This is a genomic window from Streptomyces sp. NRRL S-646 (assembly GCF_000720765.1).
Lineage (GTDB): Bacteria > Actinomycetota > Actinomycetes > Streptomycetales > Streptomycetaceae > Streptomyces.
The window spans coordinates 234,885-261,109 of record NZ_JODC01000002.1 but is presented as its reverse complement, the minus strand read 5'-3'; the positions used below and the strand labels follow the sequence as shown (position 1 = coordinate 261,109).

Here is a 26,225-nt window from a genome sequence, read left to right as displayed (position 1 = left end):
TGCCGAGGATCCTGTCATCCGGAGCGCGAACAAGCGGTACCGCTCCCGCCTCGGTGGAGCGCGGGGTGGTGCTGGCACCACCCGCAAGACGCGTATCAGCATGATGGATCGATCGCCGTCCGGGCCCGAACATCGAATCAGACGCCGCGCGACCCCGCACGGCGGTGAGGGGGTTCGGTGCCCAGATTGTCCATGTCCAGGTTCTCGAGGTGCACGTCTTCGGTGTGCGCGTTCCGCACCGCTCGGTGGCCTGCGGCCGCCGTATCGGGTGTGATCGCCGCGGCCGTCGCGGCGGCGGTGGCGCCGACCGCGGCACAGGCCACGCATCAGCCCGGGCCGGTCGGCGGGCCGCCGTCCGCTGCGGCCCGCTACGCCGGCCAGCGGCTCGACTGGCAGCCGTGCGCCCAGGCACCGACGCTGGAGTGCGCGGTGATGACCGTGCCCCGCGACTGGCATCACCCAGGCATCGGCGCGGACCTCAGCATCGAGGTGTCCCGGCACCGCGCGGCGGATCCCGCCAGGCGGCGCGGGGTGCTGATGATGGCCGCCGGCGGACCGGGCGCCTCGGGGCTGATCCGGCCCGCGGGGTTCGTCAAGGCCTCGCCCGCGATCGGCGCCGCGTATGACGTGGTCAGCTTCGACCAGCGCGGCGTCGGCAGCAGTTCGCACGCCACGTGTCAGACCGACGCCGAGTTCCAGGACTTCTACGCCGGCGACTTCCGCGACCGCTCCCCCGCCGCGCTCCAGGGCGTCGTGAACCGCTCCCGGCAGTTCGCGAAGGACTGCCAGGAGCGCAGCGGCGATCTGGTCAAGTACCTCAACACGGATCAAGCCGTGCACGACATGGACCTGTTCCGTGCCCTGCTCGGAGTGCAGAAGATCTCGTACTACGGCCCCTCGTACGCCACCTGGCTCGGCGCCTACTACGCGACGCAGTTCCCGCAGCACGTCGAGCACGCCGTGCTGGACAGCAACCTGGCGTTCGACGGGACCTGGCAACAGGCGGAGCTCGGCCAGCCGATGAGCTTCCAGCGCCGCTTCGAACAGGACTTCCTGCCGTGGATCGCGACGTACGACTCCGTCTACCACTACGGGAGCACGGCTGCCGAGGCGAAGGCCAGGTGGGAGGCTCGCCGCGCCTCGCTGCACGATCACCCGATCACCGTCGGCTCGCAGACGGTCGGCCCCAACCAACTGGACAACCTCACCCTCCAGGCGCTCTACAACGCCGACCAGGGGTGGCGCCCGCTGGCCTCCGTCCTCGTAGCCCTGGACCACTGGGACACAGCGACAACAGCGGAACGTCAGCTGGTCCAGAAGGCGTTCTCCAACTACCTCTCCCCCGGCTTCAACGCCACGTACTTCCCCGTCACCTGCAACGACACCCCGTGGAACCGCGACCTTGGACACTGGCTGCGGCGGAGCACCGAGGACACGCAGAAGTACCCCCTGGTCGGCGCCCGCGAGCTGGCCTACGCGGCGACATGCGTGTACTGGCCGAAGTCGGACGCCCCGCCCACCAAGGCACGTCAACGGCCCTTGATGAAGCCGGGCCCGGCCCGCGAGCGCCTGCAGAATGCATCGGCAGTCCACCGACAGCACCGACCAGCCAACCACCCACCAGCGACCGCCGTCATCACCCTGCCAAGATCACCAACAGAGTCAAGGACTGGTCGTACTGGAAGTCCCGGCTGTGGCGGCCCGGCATGGTGCTCGCCGGAGGGTGCCGTTCTGCAGGAACGAGGCCTGTTCGGCGGGCCGTTGGAGGAGGAGACGCCGGTGCGGCCGGACGGGCTGGTGGCTTCGGAGGACGGGCTCACATGGGTGGATCCTGCTCGGCGACGGCCCTGAGGCTCGCCACCGTCCCCCGGACCGTCGGGTGACGGTACAGCTCCCGCAGCCGCAGCGACGGCAGGCCGCGGGCGCGCAGGGCGGCACCGATACGGACGGCGAACAGGGAGTTGCCGCCGAGCTCGAAGAAGTCGTCGTCCGGGCCCACGGGCATGCCCAGCACGTCGCTCCAGATCTCCGTCAGGCTTGCGGTGAGGTCGTCGACGGCGGGTGCCTCCGGAGCCGTGTCACGCTTCGGCGGGCGTGCGGCGGCGGGTGCGGGGAGCTGGGCCGCATCGAGTTTGCCGTTGGCCGTCAGCGGGAGTGCGTCCAGCGCGGTGACGGTGGCGGGGAGCATGTACTCGGGCAGGATTCCGGCGGCCCGCTCGCGTACTCCGGCGGGGTCGCCGCCGGGCGTCAGGGTCACGTAGGCGTCGATCCTGGCCGTGGCGGCGCCCGCCGTCTCGTCGCGGCGGACCAGGACGGCCGCGGTGCGCACGTCGGGGTCCTCCAGCAGTACGGAGCGGATCTCGTCGAGCTCGATCCGGAAGCCGCGGATCTTCACCTGGCTGTCGATCCGCCCGAGGTGTTCGAGCCGCCCGTCGGGGCGCAGCCGTCCGAGGTCGCCACTGCGGTACATGGTGCCGCCGGTGCGCGGATCCGGTACGAAGCGCTGTGCGGTCAGCTCCTTCTGGCCCAGGTAGCCGATCGCCACGCCGGCACCGCCGACGCATATCTCGCCCGCCACGCCCGGCGGCAGCAGCCGTCCGGCCGGGTCCACCACGTACAGGTGCCAGCCGGGCAGGGCTGCCCCGACGGAGCGGGTGGCGAGGAGCGCCAGTCTGCGGGTGAGGGTCTGCTCAGTGACATGGACGGTGGTCTCGGTGATGCCGAACATGTTCACCACCCGGCAGGACCGCTCGGGGTGCCGGTCGAACCAGGGCAGCAGCATCCGCGTGTCCAGCGGCTCACCGCCGAAGACGACGAGCCGGACGGACACGTCGGTGTGGTCGACGTCGAGGAGCTGGGCGAAGGCCGACGGGGTCTGGCTGAGCACGGTGACCTTCTCGGCGACGAGCAGGTCGCGGAAGAAGTCCGGTTCACGGGAGACGAAGTACGGCACCACGACCAGCCGCCCACCGGTCAGCAGGCAGCCCCAGATCTCCCACACGGAGAAGTCGAAGGCGCTGGAGTGGAACCAGGTCCACACGTCCGCCTCCGAGAGCCCGTACTCGTCGCGGGTCGCGTCGACCAGGGCGATCACGTTGCGGTGCGGTACGACGACGCCCTTGGGCCGGCCGGTGGAACCGGAGGTGTAGATGACGTAGGCGGCGTCGTCGGGCGAGGGGGGCGTCGGGCTCGTGTTCTCCTGTGGCCACGGCCACCCGGTGCCCGGCGCGTTCAGCAGTTCGTCCGGGGTCACCTGCACACAGTCCGCCACGGCCGGGAACTGAGGGAGCCGGGTGATCACCACGCCCAGACCCGCGTCCCGTGCCGTGTGCGCTAGCCGCTCCGCCGGGTAGGCGGGGTCGACGGGCACGTAGGTGGCGCCGGCCGTCAGCACGGCGAGCAGGGTGACGACAAGTTCGGCGGAACGTTCCAGACACACGCCCACCCGATCGCCTGCGCCCACTCCGCGTGCGCGCAGGCCGGACGCCAACCGGGCTGCCCGCTCGTCGAGTTCGCGGTAGGTCAGGCCGGTGTCGCCGTCGGTCACGGCGATGCGGTCCGGCGCCGCCGCCACGATCCGGGCGAGCGCCGCGGGCAGGCTCACCGGGCTGGTGGTCAGCGCGCGGGGCGGGCGGCCGAGCGCCGCCGTGCGGGCACGCTCCGCCTCGTCGAGGAGCTCGACGTCGTCCGGCGGGGTCTGCGGGCGGTGCAGGACCTGCTGGTGTACGCGCACGAGGTGCCGTACGAACTGGGCGGCGATCTCCGCGGAGAAGTGACTGCTCAGGTGGTCGCAGCGCAGCCGCAGACCGCCCGAGTCCCGGAGGATCGAGACGGTGAGCGGAAACGGGGGCGCGAGGCAGGGTACGTACTCGGTCTCGCCCTCTGCGGGCAGTTCGGTGGCGTCGAAGAGCAGACCTGTCAGCGCAGGGCCGGTCGTGGAGGAGGGCTTCGACTCGCCGAGCGTGGCGGCCGGTTCGACGGTGAAGCTGCCCCGGTCGGTTCCGATGACCGGCGGGGTGTCGGGATCGTAGCGGCGCAGGGTGACGGCGAGTGCCGTGAGCCAGCTTGCCTCGTCGCCGCCATGGTCCAGGGCGAGGACATGGGGGGTGGTGGGGCGGTCGTCGCGGAGCCCCCAGGCGGGCGCGGGCGCGGCGGGGGATGTCTCGGGAGCCGGGGGTGCGTCGTTCGGCGCCACGGGATGCCCGGCTGCCAGCCGGTTGAGGGCTGTGCGGTCCCAGCGCCCGCGCGGGGCGACGACGATCAGGTCACAGAGGCCGTCGGCGTAGCGCAGGAGGACGGTGCGCGGATCGCGGGCGGGCCGGGCGAGTTCGGTGTCGCGTCGGCGCTCTGCAAGGGGGTCCGTCGCTGGTACGGAGATGTCCTCGATCCACAGCCCCGGTCGGGAGGCGGGGTCCGGTGAGTGGCCGGGCCGGACGCGCAGCGCATGGCAGTGGGTCGCGTGGAGGAGGGGGTCGGACAGCAGCGCGGACACGGGCCGTACTCCTTGTTGTTCTCGTGGTTTCCGTTGGCCGGGACGGGGGTCTCAGCGGATGCTGAACCCGCCGTCCACGGTCAGGACCGACCCGGTGATCTGCCGGGACTCGTCCGAGGCGAGGAAGACGATCGCGGCGGCGACGTCCTCGGGTTCGATCAGCGCGTTCATGGGCTGTGCCTCGACGAAGGTCTTCTCATGCTCGTGGACGGGCACCTCCAGCGCCCTGGCGATCTCGGCGAGCATCCTGCCCTCGGCCCACGCGTCGTCGCGAACGGACCCCGGGCAGACCGCGTTCACGCGCACCTTCGTCGGCGCGAAGTCGAGCGCGGCGGCTTTGGTGAGGCCGACGACGGCGTGCTTGGCGGCGACGTAGCCGGCGAAATGGCGGTAGCCGACGAGTCCGGCGGTGGAGGCGACGTTGACGATGCTGCCGGCGCGCCGGGCGCTCATCGCCCCGCCGACCTCGCGGATCACCCGCCAGGCGCCGGAGAGGTCCACGTCGATCATCAGGGACCACTCGTCCTCGTCGATCTCGTGCACCGGTTTGCCGGAGGGGGCGGCAATGCCCGCGTTGTTGATGGCGACGTCGATCCGGCCGAACCGGTCCTCGGCGCGGGTCACTGCCTGCCGTATGCCGTGGGTGTCGCGGATGTCGGCAACCGCGGTGAGGACGGCGGCGCCGGCGTCGCGGCACAGCGCGGCGGTGTGCTCCAACTGCCCCGGGGTGCCCAGCGGGTAGGGCACGCCCGGTAGGTCGGCACAGATGTCCAGCAGGGTGAGGTCGGCGCCCTCGGCCGCACAGGCGACCGCGGCCGCTCTGCCGAGTCCGCGGGCGGCGCCGGTGACGAGGACCGACTTGCCGTGCAGACGCATCGGGTACTCCCTTGAGGTCGTGAAGGGGCGAGGGGGTGAGGCGGGCGGCTAGGCCAGTTTCGAGGCGATCAGGCGGACCAGGGCGGGCGCCGACTCGGTCAGATACATGTGGCCGCCGGGGACCTCCACGTGCTCGAAGTCGCAGCCGGACGCCTTGTTCCAGGACGCGGCCTCGTCGTGGGTGACCAGTGTGTCGTCCTCGCCGCGGATGACCGTGAGGGGCGCGTCCAGCGGAAGGGGGGTGCTCGGTACGTAGGTCTCGTGCATCTCGACGTCGGCGCGCAGGGTGGGCAGGAGCATCTCGCGCATCTCCGGGTCGTCGAGGGCGGGGTGGCTGTAGCCCGCGAACTCGCCGACGCGGGCGAGGAAATCGTCGTCGGACAGGCCGGTGGCCCGCTGTTCACGGCCCTGGCCGGGGTGCGGCGAGCCGCTGACGAACACTCGGACGAGCTCGATGCCGGGCTCGGTCACCAGGCGGTGTGCGAGTTCGTAGGCGAGCACGGCGCCGAGGCTGTGCCCGAACAGTGCCACCTTGTGGTCGCCGCTGCCGAGCCGTTCCCGCAGCTGGGGAAGGAGTGCGTCGGCGGCCTTGTGCACGTCCCGGTAGGGCTCCTCGTCGATCAGCCTTTCCCGGCCCGGCAGTTGGAGCGGCACGATCTCCAGTGCGTTCCCGGCCAGGTCGGCCCAGGGGCGGTAGAACGAGGCGCCCGCTCCGGCATACGGAAGGCACACCAGCTTGGTCGCGTCCCCCATTGCCTTGATCAGGCTGTGGGGACGCATGTCGGTCCAGTGCTCGTCGACGTAGTCCACGCAGGACTGACGGCTCGCACGACCGTGGACGACGGTCCAGCCGGCGGGGACCTCGGCGAAGGCGGGCCACAGGGAGTGCTGGCCCTCGTCGTTCACCAGGACCAGGTGCTCGATGCTGTCGTCGTCGAAGGGGTTGGTGGTCATGACGGTTCTTTCTGTCGTGGGCGGTTGCGGCCGAGGTGTGCGGCGCGTTCGGGCTACTTCCGGAGCCGGCTGTCCAGCACCGGGCCGATGCGGTCCAGTGACGTGGGCCGGGTCATCTCTCCGTGTGTGCAGGGGATGTCGTGGTTGTCGACCCGGCCTTCGATGTACGGCTGCCAGGAGCGGTGTCGGCCCGGCACCGCGTCCGGGTCCTGTGCGGCGGTGAAGAAGAGCAGGTCACCGCGGTAGGGCCCGGGGGCGAACTCGCCCAGCAGACGGCGGTTGTTGGCCGTCACGTCGACCAGGGCCGCAAGTTCGGCGTCGTCGAGGCTGCCGGGCATGTCGGGTACGCGGCGCACCAGCTCCGCGAACCGGCTGTCGGTCAGCGGTTCCGTGTCGTCCTCGGGCACCTGCCGGCCGAGGATGGTGAGGAGGCTGCGCAGCAGCGCCGGGCGGTCCGACAGGGCGGGGGCCTGTCGGATCCAGGCCCCGGGGAAGGAGTCGAGCAGCGCGAGGAGTGCGACCTGTTCCCCGGCCTCCTGGAGGCCGACGGCGACGTCGTAGGCGGCGAGGCCGCCCATGGAGTAGCCGAGGAGGTGGTAGGGGCCGTGCGGCTGTATGTCGCGGATGAGGGCGGTGTGCTCGGCGACCGCCTCGGCCAGGCTGCCGGCCCTGTCCTGGCCCGGGATCAGGCCACGGGACTGCAGGCCGTACAGAGGGCGGCCGGCGTCGATGTGGCGGGCCAGACCGGCGAAGCCCCAGGACAGGCCGGAGGCCGGAGGAAGGCAGAACAGGGGTTCGTGCTCGCCTCGGGTGCGCAGCGGGAGCAGGGGTCCCACGGGGGCCGTACCCGAGCCGCCGGAGTGGCGGGGCCCTGCGGGGCGGGCCGGCTCGGCGGGGTGGTCGGCTTCGGCCCCATGTCGGGCCAGTGCCGCCACGGTCGGTGTGTGGAAGAGGGCGCGCAGGGGCAGTTCCACGCCGAGTTCGGCTCGGATCCGTGCGGTCAGTCGGGGGGCCAGCAGGGAGTGGCCGCCGAGGTCGAGGAAGCTGTCGTGGACGCCGATCCGGTCGGGGGCGAGGCCGAGGACGTCGGCGAAGATTCCGCGGAGGGTCTCCTCCCGCTCGGTACGCGGGGCCGTCTTCGCGGCGAGCGGTGCGTCGGGTGCGGGCAGCGCCTTGCGGTCCAGCTTGCCGCTGGCGGTGTGCGGGAGCGTTTCGAGAACGACGAAGGACGAGGGGATCATGTGGGCGGGGAGGGTGCGGGCGAGATAGTCGCGAAGGCCATCGGCATCGGCTCCCGATGCCGCCCCCTCGGCCGGTACGACGTAGGCGACCAGCTGCTTTTCGCCCCGCTGGTCCTCCCTCACCGTGGCCGCCGCCTCGGCGACGGCCGGGTGTGCGGCGAGTACGGCTTCGATCTCGCCCAGTTCGATCCGGAAGCCGCGGAGCTTCACCTGCTGGTCCGCTCGGCCCAGGAAACGCAGTTGCCCGTCGGAGCCGCGCACCGCCAGGTCGCCCGTGCGGTACATGCGCTCCCCGGGTCCACCGAAGGGGTCGGCGACGAACCTCTCGGCCGTCAGCCCCTGCCTGCCGAGGTAGCCGCGGGCGGGGCCGCCGCCCGCCACGTACACCTCGCCGATGGCCCCGTCGGGTACGGGATGCAGCGCATGGTCGAGGAGGTGGACGAGGTTGCGGGCGAGGGGGCGGCCGATGGGTGGCGCGGTCTTGTCGTACGGGTCGGCGTCGGACTGCCAGGCGGTGGCGTAGATGGTCGCCTCGGTGGGCCCGTAGAAGTTGACGAGCCGTGCCCCGGGGAAGGCGGTCTCGATGCCGGCCCGGAGCTGTTCGGGGATCGGTTCGCCGCCAAGAGCCACCGTGTGAGGTGTAACGGCAGGCCGCTCGGCGAGCACGCTGGCCATGACCGTGGGTACGCCGCTGATGAGACCGACGTCCCGTGGAGTGCGATCGGTGAGTGCGAGGAGGTTCTCGACGATCTCGATACGGCCGCCGCACAGCAACGGCGAGAAGATCTCGAACACCGACACGTCGAAGTTGAGCGAGGTCGAGAACAGCACCTTGGCCAGCCGCTCGGGACCGAACTCCGCATGGGTCCACTCGACGAACTCGACGGCATTGCGGTGCGTGGCCAGAACACCCTTGGGGCGGCCGGTGGAGCCGGAGGTGTAGGTGATGTATGCGAGATGGTCCGGCCTCAAACTCCTTGAATAAGAGTGAGTTTGACGATGTGTCACCTCACCTCCGGGGTTGAGCAGCGGTGTGCCCTGCGGCAGCACCCCGGCCGTCTCCTCGGTGGCGAGGACGACGACCGGGCAGGCGTCGGCGACGATGTACGCCAGGCGGTCGGCCGGGTAGGCCGGGTCGAGCGGCAGATAGGCGGCACCGGACTTCAGTACGGCCAGTACGGCGACGACCAGTTCCGCCGTGCGGGGCAGCGCTATGCCCACGACCCGCTCCGGGCCGGCTCCGAGGGCGGTCAGGCGACCGGCCAACTGCTCGGCCCGGGCATCGAGTTCGCGGTAGGTGAGACGGGTGCCGCGATCCAGGACGGCTTCGGCGTTCGGGGTGGCCGCGACCTGGGCCGACCAGAGGTCGGTCAGGGTGCGGGTCGAGGGCGGCGTGGACAGGGTTCGCCGCGGGAGTTCCTGAGGCGCCAGGAGCCCCAGACGGCCCTGCGGGAGTTCCGGGTCGGCCGCCATGGCTTCGAGGACGCGCACCAGGCGGGCGAGCGTGGCGTCGGCCCAGTCGGCGTCGAAGAGTCCCGGGTGGTAGGCCAGCCGGAAGCGGGGCCGGGGGCCGGGAAGCGCCACGAGGGTCACGGGGTAGTGCGTGGCGTCGCGACCGCTGGAGCCGACGAGGCAAAGCCCGCCGCCGTCGTTGTCGGGTCGGTTGCCTGCCGCCTCCGGATCCACCGGATAGTTCTCGAAGACGACGAGGCTGTCGAAGAGCTCCGGGACGCCCACGGCCCGCTGGATGTCGGCCAGGCCGAGATGGTGGTGGTCGAGAACGCGCACGTAGCCGTCCTGGACCTGGCGGAGCAGGGCGGCCAGGCTCTCCTCGGGCCGCAGCCGGACCCGCGTCGGGATGGTGTTGATGAACAGGCCGACCATCGACTCGACGCCGGAGAGTTCCGGCGGCCGCCCGGAGACGGTGGCGCCGAAGACGACGTCGTCGCGGCCGGTCAGGCGGCCGAGCAGGATCGCCCAGGCGCTCTGGACGAGGGTGTTCACGGTCACGCCGAGGCTCCGGGCGCATGCCGTGAGGGCGGCTCCGCTCTCCGCCGACAGCTCGGTCCGGGCCTGTGCGGGCTCGGTGACGCCCGGCACGGTGGCCGGGGCCAGTCGGGTCGGTTCCGTCACGTCGGCCAGCGCATCCCGCCAGGCGGCCTCGGCGACGTTGCGGTCCCTGCGGTTCAGCCACTCCAGGAAGGTGCGGTACGGCGGGGCGGGCGCGAGCGCGGCCGGGTCGCCGTCGGCTGCGTACAGGGCGAGCAGTTCCCGTAGGAGCACGGAGACCGACCAGCCGTCGAGCAGGATGTGGTGGTGGGTGACGAGCAGCCGGTGGCGGCTCTCGCCGGTACGGACCAGGGTGCAGCGAAGGAGTGGAGGGGTGGCGGGGTCGAAGCCGAGGGCCCGGTCCTCGTCGAGCAGTTCGGTCCACGCCTTCGCGGTGTCGATGCTTGGACCGGTCAGATCGGCTTCCGTCCACGGCAGCGTCGCCCGGTGTGGGACGACCTGCACCGGCTGACCGCCACGGCGCCGCCGGAAGGCCGCCCGCAGGTTGGGGTGGCGGTCCAGCAGTGCCTGAGCGGCCGCGCGCAGGCGTTCGGCGTCCACCGGGCCTTCGAGTTCGAAGACCAGCTGTACGACGTACACGTCGAGGGCGTCCCGTTCGTGCTCGTACAGGGCATGGAAGAGCAGGCCCTCCTGGAGCGGGGTCAGGGGCAGTACGTCGACCGGCCCGGGCTGCGTCATTTCGCCTCGTCTCGCTGTGTTCTGGAGCTGGTGGGTCTTCTCGGAAGGTCGGCTGGGCGGGGCGGGGGCCGTATCCATGTGCGGCTCCGCCGCGTGGGCGCGGCCGGCCGCGACGGCCCGGCACACGAACACCGCCCCATCGCGGACCCTCCCGCGGAGCACTCAGTCGAGGCCCGCTGTCAGCTCGTCCAACTCGTCCCGGGACAGACCCGCGACCGACAGACCGGCCCCGTCGCCGGCCCGGGACACGAGTGCGGTGAGCGCCGTGAACCAGGCCTCCGCCAGCCCCCGTGCCTCGGGTTCGGTCAGCACGCCCTCGGGCCACGCCCAGTCGGCCACCAGCCGCGGTCCGGTGGCCGTGTCGTGGACGACCGCATTGATGTCGAGGGCGTGGACGGCGGCGAGGCCGGGGTCGCAGCCGGTGCCGAGTGCCGACGACTCGGGGGCGAAGGCCCATGGCTCCGTGCCGGTGGTGCCGGGGCCGGTGAACCGGCCGAGGTAGTTGAAGCCGATCGCCGGTGTGGTCGCCTTGGCCAACTCGGGTGCCGTGTCGGGGTTGAGATGGCGCAGCAGGCCGTGTCCCACGCCGTGGTCGGGCAGTTCGCCCAGCCGCTCCGCGACCCGGCCGGCTGCGAGGTCGGCGGCGGGTCCGCCGCGCAGGGCGTCGGCCACGTCCACGCCCTGCAGATCCAGATGGACCGGGAAGAGGGAGGTGAACCAGCCGACGGTGCCTGACGGTTCGAGCCCGGGTGTCAGTTCCTCGCGGCCGTGCCCCTCGACGTCGAGGACGACGTGCGGGGACCCCTGCCGGTCGGCGACGGCCAGCGCGAGGCCGGTGAGCAGGACGTCCTGGACACCGAGGCGGAAGGCGGCCGGGACGCTGGTCAGCAGCGGTCCCGTGGTCCCGGGCGGCAGGGTGAGCCGCAGCGAGCGCGTGGTGGCGGCGGTGTCCCGGTCGGGGTCGAGCGGGCGCCGGCCGAGCGGGGTGCGCGGGGCGTCGGCGATACGGCGCCACAGCTCGGCCTCGGCGACTCGCGACGGAGTGCGCGCCTGCTCGCCCAGCGTCTGGGACCAGCGGCGGAACGGCATGCCCACGGGCGGCAGTTGAGGGCGGCGCCCAGCGGTGATGGCGTCCCAGGCGGCTTTCAGATCGGGTACGAGGATGCGCCAGGACACGCCATCGACCGCCAGGTGATGGACGACCAGCAGCAGCCGCCCCGCCCGGTCCGGTCCGGCGTCGAACCACACGGCCCGGACCATCGCCCCGGCCATCGGATCGAGCAGTGTCACAGCCCGCTCGAACTCCTCGGCCACGCACGTGCGGAGCCCGTCCGAGCCGGATACGTCGGAGACATCCCGCCGGTCGAGCAGGTCCGCGGCGAGGATGCGGCCGACCGGGCCGACGTCGAGCTCCGGAGTCGGGGTGAGCCGGGAGCGCAGCATGTCGTGGTGGTCGAGCACCGCCTGCAGGGCATCGGTCAGCTGCGGCAGACCGGCGTCCGCCGGGACCGTCAGCAGGACGGACTGACTGAACCTCCCGATGGGGCCGCCGCGTTCGAGCAGCCATCGCATGATGGGGGTGAGCGGGACCGGGCCCACTCCGTCGGCAGAGTGGACGCCGGCCGAGCCGTCGACGCCACCGCCGACCGGCCCACGGGCCACCGCCGCCAGTTCCTTCACCGTCTGGTGCTTGAAGACGTCCCGGGCACTGATCACGACTCCGGCCTCGGCTGCCCGGCTCACCAGCCGGATCGAGGTGATGCTGTCACCGCCGAGGGCGAAGAAGTCCTCGTCGAGCGGGACTTCGGGCAGCTTGAGCAGCTCGCCGAAGAGCCCGGCGAGGATGCGCTCGGCCGCGGTCGCCGGTTCCTGTCCCCCACCGGCACCGGGCGCGGCCGGTGCCTCTCGGACGTCCACGGAGGCCGTATTCGCCCGACCGCGCCGCTGCCATTCGTCGTCCTCCGGGAGATCCACGTCCTCCACGCACAGGTCGGGATCGGCGGCGACGGCGGCCAGGAAGCGGACGAGCCGCCGTGTGAGCAGTTGGACCGTGGCCGGGTCGAACAGGTCGGTGCTGTACTCGGCGATGCCGTCGATACCGGCCGGGGTGCCGTCGTCGTGGCGGCGCTCGCTGAGGTAGAGGCAAAGGTCGAAACGGGCCGCTCCGGTCTCGACGGGCTCGCGTACGACGCCCAGGCCGGGCAGGGACAGCGGGACGTCCGAGGTGTGAGCGGTGAAGGCCAGCATCAACTGGAACAGCGGATGGCGGGCGAGGGTGCGCTGCGGGCTGAGGGCATCCACGAGGAGATCGAAGGGCACGTCCTGGTGGGCGTAGGCGGCGAGGTCGAAGTCCCGGACACGGGCCAGGAGTTCACGGAAGGTGGGGTTGCCCGAGGTGTCGGTGCGCAGCGTGAGGCTGTTGACGAAGAAGCCGACCAGGTCGTCCAGCCTGGAGTCGGCGCGTCCGGCGACCGGCGTGCCCATGGTGATGTCGGTGCCGTAACCGACCCCGGTCAGCGTCGCGGCGAGGCCCGCCTGGAGCACCATGAACAGGGTGACCCGGGAGGCGGAGGCGAGGTCGGCGAGTGTCGCGTGCAGCTCCGCGTCGAGGGTCAGTTCGGCGCGGTCGCCGTGTCCGCTGGGCTCGGCTGGCCGGGGGCGGTCGGTGGGGAGCGGCAGCTCCTCGGGGGCACCCGCCAACGCCTCGCGCCAGAAAGCGGTCTGACGTTCCAACAGGCTGGGTGCGCCGTCCGTCGCCGCGCCGAGCAGGTCGCGCTGCCAGTGGGCGAAGTCGGCGTACTGGACGGGCAGGGGCCGCCACTGCGGGGCACGTCCGCAGGTCCGGGCGGCGTACGCGGTCTCCAGGTCGCGCATCAGGGGCGCCATGGACCAGCCGTCGACGGCGATGTGGTGGGCGAGCAGCAGCAAGACGTGCGTGTCGTCGCCGAGGGTGAACAGGGTGGCGCGCAGCGGGGTTTCGGCGGAGAGGTCGAAGCGGTGCCCGGCGGCTTCGGTGAGCAGCGCGGGCAGTTCCGCCTCGGTGACAGGTACGAGGGTGAGGTCCGGGCGTCCCGCCTCCGGGTCCAGGATTTGCTGGTAGGGGATGCCCTGGAAGTCGGGGTGGAGGGTGCGCAGCGGTTCGTGGCGGGTCACGACGTCGGCGATCGCCGCCTGAAGCGCCTCGCGGTCGAGGGGGCCGGTGAGGCGCAGGGCCCAGGGGACGGTGTACGTGTTGCTGCCGTCGAGGCGGCTCAGGAACCACAGTCGCTGCTGGGCGTACGACAGCGGAATCGGAGCGTGCCCGCGTTCCCGCGCCGTGAGTTCGGGACGTCGGGCGCCGCCCTCGCCTTCGCCGATCCGCACGGCCAGTCCGGCGGGAGTCGCCGCCTCGAACACCGCCCGCACGGGCAGCGCGCTGCCCAGTACGCCCCTGATGCGGTCCGTGAGTCGCATGGCGAGCAGGGAGTCGCCGCCGAGGTCGAAGAAGCCGTCGTCCGCACCGACCCGGCGCGGGTCCAGGCCGAGGACGTCGGCGAAGAGCCCGCACAGGATCTCCTCCTGCGGGGTGCGCGGGGTGCGGCCGCCGCTCGACACGGAGGGTGCCGGAAGGGCGGCGCGGTCCAGCTTCCCGTTGGCGGTCAGTGGCAGCCGGTCGAGGACGACCACGGCTGAGGGGACCATGTGATCCGGCAGCATCCGCGCCGCGTGGCGGCGCAGGGCGTCCGCGTCGAGGTCTCCTCCGACGGCGTAGCCCACCAGCCGTCCGTCCCTGACGAAGACGATCGCCTGCGCCACGTCGGGGTGGTCCGCGAGTGCCGCCTCCACCTCGCCGAGTTCGATGCGGAAGCCCCGGATCTTGACCTGGTCGTCCGCGCGGCCCTGGTACTCCAGCTCCCCGTCGGCCGACTGCCGCACCAAGTCGCCCGTGCGGTACATGCGTTCACCGGCAGCCGCGAACGGGTCGGCCACGAAGCGCCCCGCCGTCAGCCCCGGCCGCCCCAGATAGCCGCGCGCCAGGCCCGCACCCGCCACGTACAGTTCGCCTGTCGTACCCGGCGGGACCAGCCGCAGGCCAGCGTCCAGGACGTATGCGCGCAGGTCGGGGATGGTCTGCCCGATGCCACTGGCCTGCGGCCGGTCGCCCGCCGCGGCCTCGGTCAGCGGCAGGCCCGTGACATGGACCGTCGTCTCGGTGATGCCGTACATGTTGACCAGCACGGCCGCGTCCTGCGGGTGCCGGGTGTACCACTCGGCGACCCGCGTGAAGTCGAGCGCCTCACCACCGAAGACCACGTACCGCAGGGCCAGTTCGCGCCCGACTGCGGGCAGGGCGGCGTCCACGCGCAGGAGTTCGCCGAAGGCGGAGGGCGTCTGGTTCAGCACGGTGACGCGCTCGCGCACCAGCAGCCGCAGGAACTCCTCCGGGTCACGGCTCGCCGCGTGCGGGACGACCAGGAGCGTGCCGCCGTGCAACAGCGCGCCCCACAGTTCCCACACCGAGAAGTCGAACGCATAGGAGTGGAACAGCGTCCACACGTCGTCCGGGCCGAAGCCGAACCAGTGTCGGGTGGCCGAGAAGAGCCGTACGACGTTGCGGTGCGGGACCGCGACGCCCTTGGGGCGGCCGGTCGAGCCCGAGGTGTAGATGACGTAGGCGAGGTGGTCGCCGGTCAGGCACGGCGCCTCGGGCGCCGTGGCGGGATATGCCGACGCCTCGTCCGGGGTGACCACGGGGATCTCGCACGGGGGCAGGGCCGCTGACACGTCCGACACCGTGAGCAAAAGCACCGGATCGGCATCGGCCAGCATGAACTCCAGCCGGTCCGCGGGGTACTCCGGGTCCATCGGCAGGTATGCGGCGCCGGTCTTCAGGACCGCCAGCACGGCCACCACCAGCTCCGGCGAACGCGGCAGCGCGAGAGCCACCAGGCGTTCCGGGGCCGCCCCACGGGCCGCCAGCAGGTGCGCCAGGCGGTTGGCCCGCGCGTCCAGTTCGGCATAGGTGAGGCGGGTGCCCTCGTGCAGCACGGCCGTGGCGTCGGGGGTACGGGCCGCCTGGTCCGCGAACAGCTCGGGCAGGGTCGCCGAGGACGGCGCGGCAGGGCCGGCAGCCCCGCCCAGCAGCCGCTGCTGCTCCCCCGGCAGCAGGACCTCGACCTCGCGCACGCGCCGCGCCGGACCGGCCACGAAGGCCTCCAGTACGGCGGCGAACCGGTCCAGGAGCTGCCGGGCGCCGGTCTCGTCGTACAGGTCGGGCCGGTAGGACAGACGCAGCGCGAGGCGGCGGGCGGGCAGGACGGCGAGGGTGAGCGGGTAGTGGGTGGCGTCGCGGCCGGTGAGCCGGGTGACCTTGGAGGCCCCGGAGCCGTTCGTGGCCGGGTGGTTCTCGAAGGCCAGCAGGGTGTCGAAGAGTTCCCCGCTGCTGCCTGCGGAGCGCCGGATGTCGGCGAGTCCGAGGTGCTGGTGCGGGAGCAGGGCCGCCTGCCGTTGGTGGAGCGCGGTGAGGAGGTCCATGACCCTGCCGTCCTCGTCCCAACGGACGCGGGTGGGAACGGTGTTGATGCAGAAGCCCACCATGGAGGCGATGTTGGGCAGTTCGGGCGGGCGCACGGTCACCGTCTGGCCGAAGACGATGTCGGTGCGGCCGGTCAGGCGGCCCAGGAGTACACCCCAGGCGCCCTGGACGAGCGTGTTGAGGGTGATGCCGAGGGAGCGCGCGGTGGTCTCGGCGGCGCCGGTCAGCTGCTCGGGGAGTTCGACGACGAGTTCGCGGGGCAGCACGGCGGTGGTGGCGCCGGTTGCGCCCGGCGCGAGCAGGGTGGGCTCGCCCGCATCCGACAGGGCGTCGCGCCAAACGGTCTCGGCGGCGGTGCGGTCCTGCCGTTCCAGCCAGGCGAGGTAGTCGCGGTAGGCGGGCGCCGGCTTCAGGGCGGTGGGGTGCTCGCCCGCGTGCAGGGCGATGAACTCGCGTACCAGCAGCTGCTTCGACCAGCCGTCCAGCAGGATGTGGTGATTGGTGACGAGCAGGCGGTAGCGGTCCGTGGACCACTTGACCAGCAGGTAGCGCAGGAGCGGGGGCTTGGCGAGGTCGAAGCGGCGGGTGCGTTCCTCGTCCAGCAGCCGTGCCCACTCCTTGTCGCGCTCGCTCTCCCCGAGTGCCGTCAAGTCGGCCTCCGCCCAGGGGAGTTCGACGTCCGTGGGCACGATCTGCAGGGGCCGTCCGGCCTCCCTGCGGCGGAAACAGGCACGCAGGTTGGGGTGCCGGTCGAGCAGGGCCTGTCCGGCGGCGCGCACGGCGGCGGGGTCGACGGGACCCTCCAGCTCAAGGATCTGCTGGGTCGCATAGAGGTCGGGGGACTGCTCGTCGTCGTACAGGGCGTGGAAGAGCAGACCCTCCTGCAACGGCGACAGCGGCAGGATGTCGGCGATTCCGGAACCGGACCGAGTCACCTGGGTTACCTCCACTCATTGCCGAACTCGGCTTCGAGTTCGTCGATCTCTGCTTGGGACAGCGACACCAGGGGCAGGTCGGACGGGGTGTGCCCGCCCGCCGCGCCGGTGCCGCCCTCGGCCTGCGCGGTCAGTTCTGTCAGCCAGCGGTCCGCGAGGGCGTGTACGTCGCGTTCGGACCAGATGCCGGGGGCCCAGGACCAGGTGGTGTCGAGCCGGCCGTCCTCGGTGGTCACGGCGGTGATCTCCAGGCCGTGGGCAACGGGCATGGCGGGGTCGTGCACGGCGCCCAGGTTGCGCAGCGGTTCCGGCGCGAGGGCCCAGTCGCCGCCGGTCGAAGGGGCCGTCCGGCCCAGGTAGTTGAAACCGATCTCCGGCGCCGGAAGGGCCGCGAGGAGCGGCCCGTTCGAGGGGTCGAGATGGCGCAGCAGGCCGTGTCCGATGCCGTGGTCCGGGACGGACCGCAGCTGTTCCTTGACGGTCTTGAGGACCTGGGCCGGATCTGCGAGGTCGACTCCCGTGAGGTCGAGCCGGGCGGGCACGACGCTGGTGAACCAGCCGACCGTCCGTGAGAGGTCCACTGCGTCGGCGATCTCTTCGCGGCCGTGTCGCTCGACGTCCAGGAGCAGGGCCGGGTGGCCGTCTTTGGCGTGCCGCCAGTGCACGAATGCGGCGGTCAGCGCGGCGAGCAGGACGTCGTCGGGGCCGGCGTGGAAGGCGGCGGGCACAGTGGTGAGCAGCGCGTCGGTGGCCTCGGCCGGGAGCTGCCGGGTGAGGTGGCGCATCTCGCCGACGACGTCCCGCTGAGGATCGGGCCGACGGGTGCCCAGCAGAGGGCCGGGGTCCCGCAGCACGTGGCGCCACGTGTCCAGTTCGGCCGTCCGTTCCGAGGCGCGGGCCTCCCGCTCCAGCAGGCGGGCCCAGTGCCGGAAGGAGGTGCCCTGCTCGGGCAGGTTCTCCTCGCGCCAGGCCGCGGCCAGGTCGGAGCACAGGATGCGCCAGGACACTCCGTCCACGGCGAGGTGATGGATCGTCAGCAGGAGCCGTCCGGGACGGTCGAGGCCGGCATCGCACCACACTGCCCGCAGCAACATGCCTCGCTCCGGCGCGAGTCGTGACGCCGACTTGTTCAGCACCTGTGCGAAGTCGGCCGGTTCGGCGATGCGTTCCAGCACCGTGGCCGCGTCGACGGTCCCGGGGGGCGGAATCTCGGCCGCCCGTCCGTCGGACGTCAGACGCATCCGTAGGACGTGGTGGTGGTCGAGCAGGGTCTGCAGCGCGACGGTCAGGCGCTTCTCGTCCGCGCCCGCCGGGGTGACGAGCAGCACCGACTGGCTGAACGCCCCGATGGGGCCGCCGCGTTCACCAAGCCGGTGCATGGCCGGGGTGAGGGGAAGCGTGCCGATCGGTGGGTCCTGCTCCGGGTGCGGGCCGGGCGCCGGACGATCGGCCGCCGCGGCGGCGAGACCGGCGACCGTGCGGTGCTCGAACACGTCCCGCGGGGTCAGCCGCAGCCCCTCGGCCAGCGCGCGGCTCACCAGGTGGATGGAGGTGATGCTGTCGCCGCCCAGGTCGAAGAATCCGTCGTCGACACCGATGGCATCGGCGGGGGCTCCGAGGACCTCGGCGAACAAGTCCCTGAGTGTCTCTTCCTGGGGGGTGCGCGGCGCCCGTCCCGTCGCCGTCTCCCGGGTGGCGGCCGGTGCGGGCAGGGCGGTGCGGTCCAGTTTGCCGTTGGGGGTCATCGGCAGCGCGTCGAGCGCCACGAGCGTCTCGGGGACCATGTGGGCAGGCAGGTGACGGGCGGCGTGCGCGAGGACGGCGGGGCAGTCGACCTCGGTGGCCCCGACGACGTATCCGACCAGGCGGCGCACGCCGGACCGGTCTTCGCGCACCACCACCGCGGCCTGGGCGAGGGCCGGATGGGCGGTGAGCACGCCCTCGACCTCGCCGGGCTCGATCCGCAGTCCGCGGATCTTGAGCTGGCCGTCGGCCCGCCCGCGCAGTTCCAGGGTGCCGTCGGCCCGCCACACGGCCAGATCACCGGTCCGGTACATGCGCCCGCCGGCCGGATCGAAGGGGTCGGCGGCGAACCGCCCGGCGGTCAGACCGGGCCGCCTCCAGTAGCCGCGGGCCACGTGATCGCCGGAGACGTACAACTCGCCCTCGACACCGACCGGTACCGGGTTCAGCCGGGCATCGAGCACATACGCCCGGGTGTTCCACATGGGGCGGCCGATGGGCACCGGCCCGGTCGGCAGTTCGTCGCCGGGCTCGATGCGGTGGTCGGTGCAGCCGACGGTGAGTTCGGTCGGGCCGTAGTGGTTGATCAGGCGTACGTCGGGGTGGTCGCGGCGCCAGGTGCGCAGGGCCTCGCCGACCAGTGCCTCGCCGCCGAGCATGAACTCCTCGGTGGGCGAGAGGTCGTGCGGCAGGGCGGGCAGCAACGGAAGGTGGCTGGGCGTCGCCTTGAGGAAGCTGTAGCCGCCGCTCGCCGGCGCCGCGCCGGCGTCGTGGAAGCCGGCGATGTGCACGCGGCCTCCGGCGGCGAGCGCCCCGTGCAGCGTGGTCACCGTGGCGTCGAAGGACATCGTCGCGTGCAGCAGCGAGGTGCCGCGCAGACTCGGGTAGGTCTCGACACAACGGGCCACATAGGTGGTGAGGTTGCGGTGCTCGACGACGACGCCCTTGGGGCGGCCGGTGGTACCGGAGGTGTAGATCAGGTAGGCGGGATCGGCGGGCCGGGCCTCGGGGAGAGGCGTGTCCGGATCGTCCGGGGCCGCATCGGGATCCACGACCGCACAGCCGACGCCGCAGTCGGCGGGGAGCCGGTCCCGGACGATCAGACACACCGGATCGGCGTCCGCGAGCAGATAGGCGGTGCGCTCGGCCGGATGTTCCGGGTCCAGCGGCAGATACGCGGCGCCCGCCTTGAGGACGGCGAGCACGGCGACCGCGAGGTCGACCGACCGGGGCAGCGAGAACGCGACGATCTGCCCCGGACCGGCTCCCTGCGAGGTGAGGACGCGCGCCAAACGATCGGCTCGCACGTCAAGTTGACGGTACGTCAGCGAGTTGAGGTCGTCCTCGACGGCGACCGTGTCCGGCGCCTCGGCGGCGCGCGCCTGGAAGAGCCGGGGAAAGGTGGTGTCCGGCACGTCGCGTGCCGTGTCGTTGAACTCGGTCAGGAGCCGGCGGCGTTCGCGGTCGTCGAGGATGTCATGGCTGCCGATGGCGCGGTCGGGGTGGCGGACCGCGGCCCGCAGCAGCCGCTCAAGGCGGGCGGCCAGGTCCTCGGCCGTGCGCCGGTCGAAGAGGTCGGCGCTGTACTGGAGGGTGCCCTCGATCCCGTCCGGGGAGCCGTCGGGGGCGCGCTGCTCGCCCAGGTTGAAGGTCAGGTCGATCTTGGTGGCGCCGGTCTCGACGGACAGCGTCCGGGCGTGCAGTCCGGGAAGGTCGAGGCGGGGCCCGGCGATGGGACGGAAGGCGAGCATCACCTGGAAGAGCGGGTGCCGGGCCAGTGAGCGGGGCGGGTTGAGGGCCTCGACCAGGTGCTCGAAGGGCAGCTCCTGGTGGGCATAGGCCGCAAGGTCGGTCTCCCGGACCCGGGCCAGGAGTTCCCGGAAGCTGGGGTCGCCCGAGGTGTCGGTGCGCAGCACGACGGTGTTGACGAAGCAGCCGACGACGTCGTCCAGCGCCTCGTCGGCACGGCCGGCGACCGGCGTGCCCAGCGGGATGTCGGTGCCCGCGCCCAGCCGGGTCAAGAGGGCGGCAAGAGCCGCCTGCACCACCATGAACACCGTCGTGCCGGTCTCGTCGGCCAGGGCCCGCAACCGCCGGTGCAGGTCCACGTCCAGCCGGACGGGGATGTCGCCGCCCCGGTGGGTGGCGCGGGCCGGGCGCGGGCGGTCGGCGGGGAGCGGGAGTTCGTCGGGGAGCCCGGCGAGCGCCTGGCGCCAGTGGTCGAGTTGACGGTCCTGGTCCTCGCCGAGCAGCTCGTGCTGCCAGAGACAGTAGTCGGCGTACTGGACGGGCAGGGGCGCCCAGTCCGGGTCCCGGCCCGCCAGCCGGGCGCGATAGGCGGCTGCCAGGTCCAGCAGAAGGGGGTCCAGGGACCAGCCGTCAGCGGCGATGTGATGCAGGACGAGGAGCAGGACGTGGTCCTGGGGGCCGAGGACGAGCAGGTGCGCGCGGAACGGGACGCGCTCGGAGATGTCGAAACCCTCCCCCGCCAACCGGCCCAGTCTCCGGGGCAGTTCGGCTGCGGTCACCTGTTCGACGGGCAGGTCCGGCAGGTCGGACTCCAGCAGCCGCTGACACGGCAGGCCGTCGGCGTCCGGGTAGACGGTGCGCAGGATCTCGTGCCGGGCGACGAGGTCGGCGAGGGCCCCGCGCAGGGCATCCACGTCGAGGCCGGCACCGGTCAGCCGTACGGCAAGGGGGATGTTGTAGGCCGCGCTGGGGCCCTCCAGCCGATGCAGGAACCACAGCCGCCGCTGGGCGGACGACAGCGGGGCCTCACCGAGGACTGTGCGCGCAGCCGGCCGCAGGGCGGGACGTACGGCCGCCCCGGCTCCTGCCGGCAACCGGGCGAGCCCGGCCGGAGTGGGCGTCTGGAAGACGTCGCGCAGGGTCAGTTCGACGCCGAGGGTTGCCCGGATGCGCCCGACGAGCCGAAGGGCGAGCAGGGAATGCCCGCCGAGCGCGAAGAAGCTGTCGCGGGGGCCGACGTCCGGGAGACCGAGCAAGTCGGCGAAGAGGGCGCACAGGACGTCTTCGTGGGGCGTGCGCGGCGCGTGGGCCTGCGCGGCGGCAGCGGTGGGCGGGGCGGGCAGCGCGACCCGGTCGAGTTTGCCGTTGGGGGTCAGCGGCAGCCGGTCGAGGACGACGACGGCCGAGGGGACCATGAAGTCGGGCAGCCGGGCGGCGAGGTGGTCGCGCAGGGCTTCGGGGGTGGGCACGGCACGGTGGGAGGGCTGGGCGCCGAGGTCGGCCGCCGGAGCCGCAGGGATGAGGGCAGCAGCTTCTGCGGGCGAACCGCCGAGGGTGGCCACGATGTCGCCGGGAGCCGAGACATCAGGGTTCGATACGACGCCCTCGGCCCGGGGAGCCTCCAACCTTGATACGGCACGCGCAGCCCCCGCAACCGGCCCTTCGACAACCGACACGCCCGAAGCCGGCGCGGCGCCCTCACCCCCCTGCTCCCACACCACATCCGCCGCACGCCCGGCCGCGCACACCGAAGAGGCACCTTCAGCTCGCCGGGCACCCGGCGCGGACTCGGCAGCCTTGGGGGACTGGACGGCCGAGGCCGACGTTGCGGCTGCAGCGTCGGCGGGCAGCGGTTCGGCCGTCGTCGGGGCCTTGTCCCCGATACAGACCGCGTACGCGACCAGCCGTCGATCGCCCGGCCGGTCCTCGCGGACCACGGCCACCGCCTGGGTGACCTCGGGGTGGGTGGCGAGAGTCGTCTCGATCTCGGCCGGTTCGATGCGGAAGCCGCGGAGTTTGACCTGGCCGTCGGTGCGGCCGTGGTACTCCAGCTCGCCGTCGGCCGTCACGCGCGCGTGGTCGCCCGTGCGGTACATACGGGAACCGGGCGGCCCGTACGGGTCGGCGGTGAAGCGTTCGGCGGTGGCGCCGGGGCGGCCGAGGTAGCCGCGGGCCACACCCGGCCCCGCGAGGTACAGCTCCCCCACCGTGCCCGGTGGAAGTGGCTGCAGGGCGCCGTCGAGGACGTAGGCGCGCATGCCGTTCAGGGGGCGGCCGATGGGCAGCGGGTCGGGTACGGGGGCTGCCGCCGTGCAGGGGCGGGTGGTGGCGAAGGTGGTCGTCTCGGTGGGGCCGTAGCCGTCGGTGACGGTCAGGCCGGGGCAGGCTGCCAGGACCCGGCGGACCGCCGGCGCGGGCACGGCCTCTCCGCCGGTCCACACCTGGCGCAGCCCCGCGAAGCAGCCCGGGTCCTCCTCGGCGACGAGACGGAACAGCCCGGCGGTGAGCCACAGCGCCGTCAGACCGTGGCGCCGCGTCAGACGTGCGACGCCGGCGGCGTCCACGTCCTCCTCCGGCCCGGCGACCACGGCGGTGCCGCCGTTGAGCAGTGGTACCCACATCTCGTAGGTGGAGGCGTCGAAGGCCGTCGGCGAGTGCACCAGCACGCGCGCGTGCGCGCCGTCCGCGAAGGCCGAGTCGGCGGCCAGGGCGGTGACGTCGCGGTGGGTGACGGCGACGCCCTTGGGGATGCCGGTGGAGCCGGAGGTGTAGCTGACGTAGGCGAGCTGCGCCGGGTGCAGCAGCACGGCGGGGTCCGTGTCCGGTTCGGCGGCGAGCGTCGGGTCCTCGGGAGCGATCGTGGTCAGGCCGTCGTACGGCTCGATGAGCCCGGTGTCGGTCAGCAGGACGTTTGCGCCGGTCTCGGCCAGGATCTGCCGGGTGCGGGCAGCCGGGGCGCGCGGGTCGAGGCCGACGTATGCGGCCCCCGCCTTGAGTACGGCCAGGAGCGCGGCGAGGAGTCCGTCGGAGCGGTCCAGCAGGACCGCCACGCGGTCCTCCGGGCGGACTCCCAAGGTGATCAGCCGGTGTGCCAGCCGGTTGGCACGGGCGTTCACCTGCCGGTAGGTGGTGATGCGTTCGCCCTGGATGACCGCCGTGGCGTCCGGGCCGGCCGCGACCCGGGCCGCGAAGAGTTCCGGCACGGTCGTCGCCGCTCCCGCGGGCGCGGCGGCGCCGGCGAGCCGGGCGTCCGCCCGCTCCTCGGGCAGGGTCGCCTCGACCCGGCCGACCGGGGTGCCGGAGGTGAGGACGGCTTGGGCGAAGTGCTCCACGAAACGGGCGAAGCGCCGGTGATGGGCGGCGAGTTCGGCGTCCGTGTAATGGTCGGGGCCCGCGTCGAGGTCGATGCGGATGCCGTCGCCGTCCGCACGGTCGTACACGTTGACGGCGAGGTCCTCGACGGGCCCCGTGGACAGGTTGTGGCGGGTGGTGGCGTGCCCGGCGAGCCGCAGCTCCGGGCCGAACGCCATGATGTTGACGACCGGCCCGAAGAAGCGCGGGCCGTCCTGCGGCCAGTCCGGCTCCCGGCGCAGGTCCTCCCCGCGGTACCGCTGGTGCGCCAGCAGCTCGCGGGTGGCGGAGGCGGTCCGGCGGACGAGGTCTTCGGCGACGGTGTCGGGCCGTACGGACAGCCGCAGCGGAAGCACGTTGGACGCCATGCTCGGCGTGGCGAGTTCGGTCTCGCTCTCGCGGGCGGTGACGGCGAGGCCCAGGACGATGTCCCGGGCTCCGGTGAGCCGGTGCAGATAGGCGGCGGTCGCCGCGAGCAGGACGCGCGACCAGCGGGTGCCGGCCTGCTCGGCGGCCGCGTGCACCAAGTCCCCTGCTGTCTGCGGGAGATGGCCGGTACGGCGCAGGAAGCGCCCCGCGACATGCGGCCGTCGGGCGGACAGGCTCACCGCGTAGGGGCGGTCGGCGAGCGCGGACGTCCAGAACTCCCGGTCCGGCGCGTGCCGTTGACCGGTGCGGTAGGCCTCGTCCGCGGCGACCAGTGGGGCCAGGGGTGCGGGCGGCGGGGTGTGCGGCGTGCCCGCGACGAGGGCGCTGTAGGCGTCGGCGACCCGGCGCGCAAGGAGGGAGCAGCTGTAGCCGTCGACGGCGATGTGGTGGTAGCGCTGGTACCAGATCCAGCGGGTGGCCGTGAGGTGCAGCAGGGCGTACCGGAAGAGCGGTGACCGGCCGAGGTCGAACGGTGTGGCGAAGTCGGCGGCCATCCAGGCCTCGGCGGCCGACCGGGGGTCGGGTTCGCCCGTGAGGTCGATGACGGGCAGGTCCCAGGCGGGGTCGGGGTCGACGAGCCCGAGGACGGTGTCACCCTCGGCCGTGAACCGGACCCGCAGTGTCTCGGTGGCCGCCACCACCTGCTGGATCGCCGTCCGGAAGCGATCGGGGTCGACAGGGCCGTGGATCTCGGTGTACTCGCCGACGTTGTAGGCCGGCCCGGCGGGATCGAGCCGCTGCCCGAACCACATGGAGCGCTGGGCGGCGGACAGGTCCAGAGCGTGGGGGACGGTCATCGGGCGGCCTCCGTGACCGCCGCAAGACCGGTCAGCTGCCGGGCCACGAGCTCGGCCACGTGCCGCGGGCCCTCGTCGCGTCCCGGCCAGGGCACCCGCAGCCAGGGCTCGGCGGGAATCAGCGTCAGGTCGCGGGACTGTCGGGCCCGGCCGCCTCCGGTGATGTTGAGAAGGACGAGTTCGTCGCGGCGGATGCGGCCGTCCCGTACGGCCTCGGCCAGGGCGGCCAGGGCCACTCCGGCGCCCGGCTCGATGTCGATGCCCTCGACCTCCTCGAAGAGCGCCATGGCCGCGAGGGCTGCGACGTTGTCGGTGCACAGGACGTCGCCGCCGCTCTCGGTGAGCACGTCACGCACGCCGCCGCGGACGGTGAACGGCGGGCGCCTGTTGGTCAGTTCGCGTGCCAGCGGCTCGAGCTCGCGATCGCTGTCGCCGTCCCGGTCCGGGTGCGCGGGGGCCGCGCCGGTACATCGCCAGGCCTCGTACAGCGGCGCGAACGGCGCGTTCTGACACATCAGCAGGCGGGGCAGTGTCTCCCCGTCGGCGCGCAGCCTGCGGGCGGCCTCGTGGGCGCCGATGGCTCCGGTGCCGCTGCCGACGGCCTGCACATAGGTCTCCGGCAGCCGCCCGAGGGCGTCGGCGGCGGCCAGCATGACGGTGCCCAGGCCGTCGCGGCGGCCGACGTTGCGTGCGCCGCCCTCGGCGTGGTGGCCGGGCAGGGCGGACAGCAGGTCGGCGCAGGCGATGGCGTCGCTGTAGGTGGCGGCGCCGTCCAGGACGACAAGGCGGACGCAGGGGTCGAGGGGTGCCGGGAAGCGCATCCGCTCCAGGGCCGGTGCGGGCACGACGAGCAGGCAGGGCACCTGGTGGCGGGTGGCGGCCCAGGCGAAGGCGGCGGCGGTGTTGCCCGCGGAGGGAATCACCAGCACGGGCGGCTCGGCGGGCAGTCGGCCGAGCACCGTGTAGGCCTCGAGGTCCTTGAACGTACAGGTCGGCAGGGCCGCCCCGCATTCGGGCCAGTACCCGTTGAAGGCGACCCACAGCCGGTCGAGGCCGATACGGCGCCCGAGCCGCTCGGCGCGGTGGACGACCGGGCCGGGAACGCCGGGGAAGGTGCGCGCCACCGGCAGCAGCGGGGCGTGCCGGAACAGGCCGCTGCTTTCGCCGACGCGGATTCCGCTTGTGTGGTGGTCGCTGTCGTACTCGGTGCGCAGGAATGCCGGTTCGTGCCGGCGGGAGCAGTCGAGGCGGAGACCATCGTCCTCGTAACGGTTTCCGCAGGAGGAACAGACAACGGTGTAGTGACGTGTTCCCGGGCGTACTCCGGACATCTTCGCTTGCCTTCCGCAGTGCCGCGTCTCGTTGATCAATTGGAACCGGCGCTTCAGGAAGGGC

Annotated in this window: 8 protein-coding genes and 1 pseudogene; 1 reads left to right on the top strand and 8 read right to left on the bottom strand. The window is 72.8% G+C overall.

Going from position 1 to position 26,225, the window contains the following annotated elements; genetic code table 11:
* Positions 1–270: 270 nt before the first annotated feature.
* Positions 271–1,851 (top strand): alpha/beta fold hydrolase, encoded by a 1,581-nt coding sequence (locus IH68_RS0103720; protein ID WP_234341201.1) that lies wholly within the window; start codon positions 271–273, stop codon positions 1,849–1,851.
* Here the strand turns inward: IH68_RS0103720 and IH68_RS0103715 are convergent.
* The 8 genes and pseudogenes from IH68_RS0103715 to IH68_RS0103680 all read right to left on the bottom strand — a co-directional run bounded on the left by IH68_RS0103715 (position 1,817) and on the right by IH68_RS0103680 (position 26,161).
* A complete protein-coding gene (locus IH68_RS0103715) occupies positions 1,817–4,492 on the bottom strand; it encodes a non-ribosomal peptide synthetase (RefSeq protein ID WP_234341194.1) in 2,676 nt (891 codons plus the stop codon). The two genes, IH68_RS0103720 and IH68_RS0103715, sit on opposite strands and share 35 nt — an antisense overlap.
* A gap of 51 nt (positions 4,493–4,543) precedes the next feature.
* On the bottom strand, positions 4,544–5,368 hold the full coding sequence (locus IH68_RS0103710) for an SDR family oxidoreductase (protein WP_030928208.1): 825 nt from the start codon (positions 5,366–5,368) through the stop codon (positions 4,544–4,546).
* Between the two features lie 48 nt (positions 5,369–5,416).
* Positions 5,417–6,121, bottom strand: a complete 705-nt coding sequence (locus tag IH68_RS0103705) for a thioesterase II family protein (RefSeq protein ID WP_030928206.1) — start codon at positions 6,119–6,121, stop codon at positions 5,417–5,419.
* Positions 6,122–6,172: 51 nt separating this feature from the next.
* Positions 6,173–6,322 (bottom strand): annotated as a pseudogene (locus IH68_RS56975) (MbtH family protein); the annotation flags it as partial.
* Positions 6,323–6,375: 53 nt separating this feature from the next.
* Positions 6,376–10,311 carry a non-ribosomal peptide synthetase gene (locus tag IH68_RS0103700; RefSeq protein ID WP_030928203.1) on the bottom strand — a complete coding sequence of 1,312 codons (3,936 nt, stop codon included), beginning with the start codon at positions 10,309–10,311 and terminating at the stop codon, positions 6,376–6,378.
* A 162-nt stretch (positions 10,312–10,473) separates the two neighbouring features.
* Positions 10,474–16,761 (bottom strand): non-ribosomal peptide synthetase, encoded by a 6,288-nt coding sequence (locus IH68_RS49585; RefSeq protein ID WP_037884511.1) that lies wholly within the window; start codon positions 16,759–16,761, stop codon positions 10,474–10,476.
* A gap of 5 nt (positions 16,762–16,766) precedes the next feature.
* Positions 16,767–24,830: a non-ribosomal peptide synthetase gene (locus IH68_RS57775; protein WP_234341192.1), complete on the bottom strand. Its 8,064-nt coding sequence runs from the start codon at positions 24,828–24,830 to the stop codon at positions 16,767–16,769.
* Positions 24,827–26,161 (bottom strand): cysteate synthase, encoded by a 1,335-nt coding sequence (locus IH68_RS0103680; protein ID WP_030928194.1) that lies wholly within the window; start codon positions 26,159–26,161, stop codon positions 24,827–24,829. The genes IH68_RS57775 and IH68_RS0103680 overlap by 4 nt, the downstream gene beginning before the upstream one ends.
* Positions 26,162–26,225 lie beyond the last annotated feature (64 nt).